Annotated in this window: 4 protein-coding genes; 3 read left to right on the plus strand and 1 reads right to left on the minus strand. The window is 70.0% G+C overall.

Features of this window, described 5'->3' with window-relative positions:
- Nucleotides 1-153 precede the first annotated feature (153 nt).
- Nucleotides 154-777, minus strand: coding sequence for a TetR/AcrR family transcriptional regulator (locus ACFWMR_RS42175; RefSeq protein WP_378382445.1), 624 nt, complete (start codon nt 775-777; stop codon nt 154-156).
- Between the two features lie 31 nt (nt 778-808).
- On the opposite strand from ACFWMR_RS42175, the gene ACFWMR_RS42180 reads away from it, so the two are divergent.
- From ACFWMR_RS42180 to ACFWMR_RS42190, 3 genes are all read left to right on the plus strand, one after another.
- Nucleotides 809-1,993 carry an erythromycin esterase family protein gene (locus ACFWMR_RS42180; protein WP_378382446.1) on the plus strand — a complete coding sequence of 395 codons (1,185 nt, stop codon included), beginning with the start codon at nt 809-811 and terminating at the stop codon, nt 1,991-1,993.
- A gap of 42 nt (nt 1,994-2,035) precedes the next feature.
- On the plus strand, nt 2,036-2,935 hold the full coding sequence (locus tag ACFWMR_RS42185; protein ID WP_378382448.1) for a S8 family peptidase: 900 nt from the start codon (nt 2,036-2,038) through the stop codon (nt 2,933-2,935).
- Between the two features lie 88 nt (nt 2,936-3,023).
- Entirely contained in the window at nt 3,024-6,401 is a 3,378-nt protein-coding gene (locus ACFWMR_RS42190; RefSeq protein ID WP_378382447.1) for a pyruvate carboxylase, read from the plus strand.
- Nucleotides 6,402-6,591 lie beyond the last annotated feature (190 nt).

Here is a 6,591-nt window from a genome sequence, read left to right on the forward strand (position 1 = left end):
CCCAAGGTGTGGCCGTTTGCTACCGCACTTTCCACAACCTAACCGGTGCCAAACGTGCATTACCCAACGCCGAGGAAAAGCAGGCGACTGGTCGCTCCCGGCACCGGTACATGATGGCCCCCTTCCTTACGTCTAGCGCAAGGAAGGGGGCCATCATGTACCGGCAGGCTGATCGCGCGAGGTGACGAAGGCGCCCTCGCGCGCGGCGACGGCGACCGCCCGTGCCGTGACTCGCGCGTCCGCGACCGTGACCCTCTCCCGGGAGAGGAGCAGCCGGTAGAACATCGGCCCGCACACCGCCCGCACCAGCTCGTCGCCGTCCGTCCCGGACGGGACCTCGCCGCGTGCGACGGCCCGTTCCGTGATCGGCGCCATGCGGACATGCCGGTCCGCGTAGAAGTCGTGCAGCGCCTCGGCCGCCTGCGACGACTGGAAGGCCGCCGCGACCGACGCCATCGGAAGCTCCTTCAGCGCGGGCTCGGTGAAGTAGCGCACGACCTCGGCGGCCACTTCGTACAGATCGTCTTCGAGCGATCCGGTGTCGGGCGCCTTCCAGTCGTCCTCCGCGCCCATCTGCAACGCGGCGGCGACGAGACCGTCCGGTGAGGACCAGCGCCGGTACACCGTGGTCTTGTGCACTCCGGACCGTTCGGCGACCGCGTCCACGGTCAGCTCGCCGAACCCGCGTTCGGCCAGCAGGTCGAGGGTGGCGTGCAGGACGGCCTGACGGGTGCGTTCGGTCCGGCCGCCGGGCCGCTGTGTACCGGAGGTTGCCAATCGCTACTCCTGTTGCGTTAGGGTGGTCAGTATGTCAGACCCCGCCAAGATCGCCGAACTCATCGGGGACGCCAAGATCGTCGCCATCGGTGAGAACAACCACCACATCCACGAGTTCGGGGACCTGCGCAATCGTTTGCTTCGCGAGCTCGTCGAGAACCACGGCTTCCGGGTGGTCGGTTTCGAATCCGGCTTCGCCGAGGGCGAGCTCGTCCAAAACTGGCTGAACGGCGCCCCCGGAGACGTCGCCGAAGTCGGCCGCGACGGCTTCACCTTCTCCCTCGGAGAGTCACCCGAGGCCCACGAAATGCTGACGTGGCTCCGTGACCGGGGCGACGTCCGGTACTTCGGCCTCGACGTGCCGAGTTCCGCGGGCTCGCCCGTGCCCGCGCTGAGAGCGGTCCGCGACTACTTGTCCACTGTGGACGAAGCCGCCACAAGCCTCGTCGACGCCGCGATCGAGGCGACCGAGGGCTACGCGTCGGTCAGCAGCGCGGAAGCGCCCGCCAAGTACTCCGCCCTCGACGACGTCGCCCGGGACAAGGCGACAGCGGCGCTCACCCGCCTCAAGACGCACCTCACCTCGCTGCGTCCCGTCTACGGGGACACCGCCGTCGCCGAGCACCAGGCCGAAGGCGCGCTGCGGCTCGACGCCTACCTCGCCGAGGTGGCCGCGATGATGTCCGGCACCGCGCCCGCCTTGCAGAGCGGTTCCCGCGACGCGTACATGGCCGAAAGTGTCCGGCTGATCCGGCGGCTCCACGGCGACGACACGAAGATCGTCGTGATGCTCCACAACGGACACCTCCAGCGCGTGCCGTTCTCGCCGTTCCCCGGCCTCACCGCGCCTTCGGCCGGAACGCATCTGGCCGCCGAGTTCGGCGACGACTACTTCGCCCTGGCGCTCACCGCCGTCGAGGGGAAGACCACCGGCCTCAAACCGGATCCGTCCGCACGGCTCGGTTTCACCGTCTACGAACAAGATCTGGACGAACCGGCGGACGGCAGCGTCGAGGCGGAAGGGCCCGGCTTGGTCGATCTTCGCGCGCGGCGCGGAACCGAAGGACCCCAGAGCATCCGTCACGCGCATCTGTTCAATCCCGTCGACGTCGTCAACGCCTTCGACGCGCTGGTGTGTTTCCCGGAGTCGACGGTCAGCGGGCACCTCCGACCGGCCCCAGCCGATCGGGTGGTTGAGGTTGCCCCTCGCGGGTGACAGGCGTAGGCCCGAGGCATGATCATTCGACTGGTACGGGTCATGGCCGCGCTCGCCCTCCTGGTGTTCGTGGCGCAGCCCGCCTCCGCGACGGAAGTCCAGCAGAACCCGCCGAACTGGGGACTGGACCGGATCGACCAGCGAACAGGCCTCGACCAGCTCTATCACTACGACACCGACGCCAAGGACGTCACGGTCTACGTGATCGACAGCGGCGTCGACGCGGGCCATCCGGATTTCGGCGGCCGGGTGAAGCCCGGTAAGGACTTTCTCAACGGCGGCACGGACACTTCCGACACCAACGGTCACGGCACGTACCTGGCCGGTGTCGCCGCGTCGACGAGCTATGGCGTCGCGAAGGGCGCGCAGATCGTCCCCGTCCGGGTGATCGACGCGCAGGGTGGCGGCTCGACGGACAAGATCATCGCCGGTATCGACTGGGTGACGCAGAACGCACACCAGCCCGCCGTGGCCGTCCTCGGCATCGGCGGCACCGCCAACGACCGGCTCGACGCCGCCGTCCGCGCGCTCGCGGCGGTCGTCCCGGTCGCCCTCCCGGCCGGTGGCGAGGCCACCGACGCGGGCCAGTTCTCACCCGGCCGGGTCACCGAAGCGCTCACCGTCGGCTCGACCGACGCGAGCGACCAGGTCGGATCGACGTCCAACTACGGCGAGGTCGTCGACCTGTTCGCGCCCGGCGTGGACGTGCCGGGACCCAACGCCGGGGGCAGTGGCGGCCGGGTGCTGAGCGGGACCTCGTCGGCCGCCGCGCACGTCGCCGGGGTGACCGCGCTGTACCGGGGCCTGCACCCCGACGTGTCGGCGCCGGACGTCACGAAGGCTGTCGTGGACCTCGCCGCCGTCGACGTGCTGACCGGCGTCCACGAGGGCACCGCGAACCGGTTGCTCCAGACCCCGGGTACGCAACTCGGGCGGGGATGACGTCCATCACCTGGGCAACAACTCCCGTCCTGCGGGAGCGAGCAGGTAACGTGCCTCACCTACCGATCCGATGATGGGAAGGACCGGCATGTTCCGCAAGGTACTGGTCGCCAACCGGGGTGAGATCGCCATCCGCGCGTTCCGCGCCGGATTCGAGCTCGGCGCGGGCACGGTGGCTGTGTTCCCGCACGAAGACCGCAATTCGCTCCACCGGCTGAAGGCCGACGAGGCCTACGAGATCGGCGAACCCGGTCATCCGGTGCGGGCCTATCTGTCGGTCGAGGAAATCGTGGCCGCCGCCAAGAAGGCCGGGGCCGACGCCGTCTACCCCGGCTACGGCTTCCTCTCCGAGAACCCGGACCTCGCGCGCGCGTGCGAGGACGAAGGCATCACCTTCGTCGGGCCGAGCGCGGACATCCTCGAGCTGACCGGGAACAAGGCCCGCGCGGTCAAGGCCGCGCGCGACGCCGGCGTGCCGGTGCTGGGCTCCTCCGAACCGTCCTCCGACGTCGACGCGCTGATCGCCGCCGCCGAGGAGATCGGCTTCCCGGTCTTCGTCAAGGCCGTCGCCGGTGGAGGCGGTCGCGGTATGCGCCGCGTCCTGGACCCCGCGCAGCTGCGCGAGTCCATCGAGGCCGCCGCGCGCGAGGCCGAATCGGCCTTCGGCGACCCGACGGTGTTCATCGAGAAGGCCGTCGTCGAGCCGCGCCACATCGAGGTCCAGATCCTCGCCGACGGCGAGGGCAACGTGATCCACCTCTACGAGCGCGACTGTTCGGTCCAGCGCCGTCACCAGAAGGTCGTCGAGCTGGCCCCGGCGCCGAACCTGCCGTCGGAGCTGCGCGACCGGATCTGCGCCGACGCGGTGAAGTTCGCCCGCCAGATCGGTTACCGCAACGCCGGCACCGTCGAGTTCCTGCTCGACAAGGACGGCAACCACGTCTTCATCGAGATGAACCCGCGGATCCAGGTCGAGCACACGGTGACCGAGGAGGTCACCGACGTCGACCTCGTCCAGTCGCAGCTGCGCATCGCCTCCGGCGAGACCCTGGAAGACCTCGGGCTCTCGCAGGACAAGGTGTACCTGCGCGGCGCCGCCCTCCAGTGCCGCATCACCACCGAGGATCCCGCCAACGGCTTCCGCCCGGACACCGGGATGATCAGCGCGTACCGCTCGCCCGGCGGTTCCGGTATCCGCCTCGACGGCGGGACGGCGTTCGCCGGCACCGAGATCAGCGCGCACTTCGACTCGCTGCTGGTGAAGCTCAGCTGCCGCGGCCGCGACTTCAAGACCGCCGTCGGCCGCGCGAGGCGCGCCGTCGCCGAGTTCCGGATCCGCGGCGTGGCCACGAACATCCCGTTCCTGCAGGCCGTCCTCGACGACCCGGACTTCCGCGAAGGCCGAGTCACGACGTCGTTCATCGAGGAGCGTCCGCATCTGCTCACCGCGCGCCATTCGGCCGACCGCGGGACCAGGCTGCTGACCTACCTCGCCGACAAGACGGTCAACAAGCCGAACGGCGAGCGTCCGCGCACCCTCGACCCGCAGGTCAAACTGCCGAAGCTGCCCAAGGGGCTCGAACCGGCGCCCGGCTCGAAGCAGAAGCTGACCGAGCTCGGCCCGGAGGGCTTCGCCCGCTGGCTGCGGGAGTCGCCGACCATCGGCGTCACCGACACCACCTTCCGCGACGCGCACCAGTCGCTGCTCGCCACCCGCGTGCGGACGAAGGACCTGCTCGCCGTCGCGCCGGTGGTCGCGCGCACCACGCCGCAGTTGCTTTCGCTGGAATGCTGGGGCGGCGCGACCTACGACGTCGCCCTGCGGTTCCTCGCGGAAGACCCGTGGGAACGGCTGGCGAAGCTGCGGGAAGCAGTGCCGAACATCTGTCTCCAGATGCTGCTGCGCGGCCGCAACACCGTCGGCTACACGCCGTATCCGACCGAGGTGACCAACGCCTTCGTCGAGGAGGCGACGGCGACCGGGATCGACATCTTCCGGATCTTCGACGCGCTCAACGACGTCGAGCAGATGCGCCCGGCGATCGAGGCCGTCCGCGAGACCGGATCCGCGGTCGCCGAGGTGGCGCTCTGCTACACCTCGGACCTGTCGGACCCGGCGGAGAAGCTGTACACGCTGGACTACTACCTCAAGCTGGCGGAGCAGATCGTCGGCGCGGGTGCGCACGTCCTGGCCATCAAGGACATGGCGGGCCTGCTGCGGGCACCGGCGGCGGTGCGGCTGGTTTCCGCGCTGCGCAAGGAGTTCGACCTCCCGGTGCACATCCACACGCACGACACCGCGGGTGGTCAGCTGGCGACGTATCTCGCCGCGATCCAGGCCGGGGCGGACGCCGTCGACGGCGCCGTCGCGTCCATGGCGGGCACGACCTCGCAGCCGTCGCTCTCGGCGCTGGTCGCGGCCACCGACCACTCGGACCGGCCGACCGGGCTGGACCTGCAGGCGATCGGCGACCTGGAGCCGTACTGGGAGAGCGTGCGCAAGATCTACGCGCCGTTCGAGGCCGGTCTCGCGTCGCCGACCGGCCGCGTGTACCACCACGAGATCCCCGGCGGGCAGCTGTCGAACCTGCGCACGCAGGCGATCGCGCTCGGTCTCGGCGAGCGGTTCGAGGACATCGAGGCGATGTACGCGGCCGCGGACCGGATCCTCGGGCACCTGGTGAAGGTCACGCCTTCGTCCAAAGTGGTCGGTGACCTCGCGCTGCACCTCGTCGGCGCGGGCGTCTCGCCGTCCGACTTCGAGGCGGAGCCGAACAAGTTCGACATCCCCGACTCGGTGATCGGCTTCCTGCGCGGCGAACTGGGCGACCCGCCCGGTGGCTGGCCGGAGCCGTTCCGCACCAAGGCCCTGGAGGGCCGCGCGCAGCCGAAGCCGGTGCAGGAACTGTCCGAAGAGGACCTCAAGGGGCTGGCCGAGGACCGTCGCCGGACGCTGAACCGGCTGCTGTTCCCCGGGCCCACGAAGGACTTCGAGGCGCACCGCGAGCAGTACGGCGACACCTCGGTCCTGCCGTCCAAGGACTTCTTCTACGGGCTGCGCCCGGGCGAGGAGTACTCGGTCGACCTGGAGCAGGGTGTCCGGCTGCTGATCGAGCTGGAGGCCATCGGCGAGGCCGACGAGCGCGGGCTGCGCACGGTGATGTCGACGCTCAACGGCCAGCTGCGCCCGATCCAGGTCCGTGACACCTCGATCGCGTCGGACATCCCGGCGACGGAGAAGGCCGACAAGGGCGACCCGAAGCAGATCGCCGCGCCGTTCGCGGGCGTGGTCACGCTGCAGGTGTCCGAAGGCGACGTGGTCGAGGCCGGTGCGACGGTCGCGACCATCGAGGCGATGAAGATGGAGGCGTCGATCACCGCGTCGGCGGGCGGCAAGGTGTCGCGGCGCGCGATCAACGCCGTCCAGCAGGTCGAAGGCGGGGACCTGCTGCTCGTTCTGGAGTGATGTGGGCTGAAGGGGCCCTTCACCGCATCTGACGCGGTGAAGGGCCCCTTCGTCGCTTCAGATGCGGGGAAAGCGTCCCTCGTGGCCACTCGACGACCGGGCGCCGTCCGACCGGGCCCGGTCGGACGGCGCGCGTGATCAGACGGACGACGCGCGTGACTGAACGGACGACACGCTCGCAGCCGGGGGC

The organism is Amycolatopsis thailandensis (assembly GCF_042723255.1).
In the GTDB taxonomy this organism is placed as follows: domain Bacteria; phylum Actinomycetota; class Actinomycetes; order Mycobacteriales; family Pseudonocardiaceae; genus Amycolatopsis; species Amycolatopsis thailandensis.

What these genes read in the sequence shown, in the direction of transcription:
- ACFWMR_RS42180 (WP_378382446.1), top strand. Translation starts at nt 809, where the DNA reads ATGTCAGACCCCGCCAAGATCGCCGAACTCATCGGGGACGCCAAGATC.
- ACFWMR_RS42185 (WP_378382448.1), top strand. Translation starts at nt 2,036, where the DNA reads ATGGCCGCGCTCGCCCTCCTGGTGTTCGTGGCGCAGCCCGCCTCCGCG.
- ACFWMR_RS42190 (WP_378382447.1), top strand. Translation starts at nt 3,024, where the DNA reads ATGTTCCGCAAGGTACTGGTCGCCAACCGGGGTGAGATCGCCATCCGC.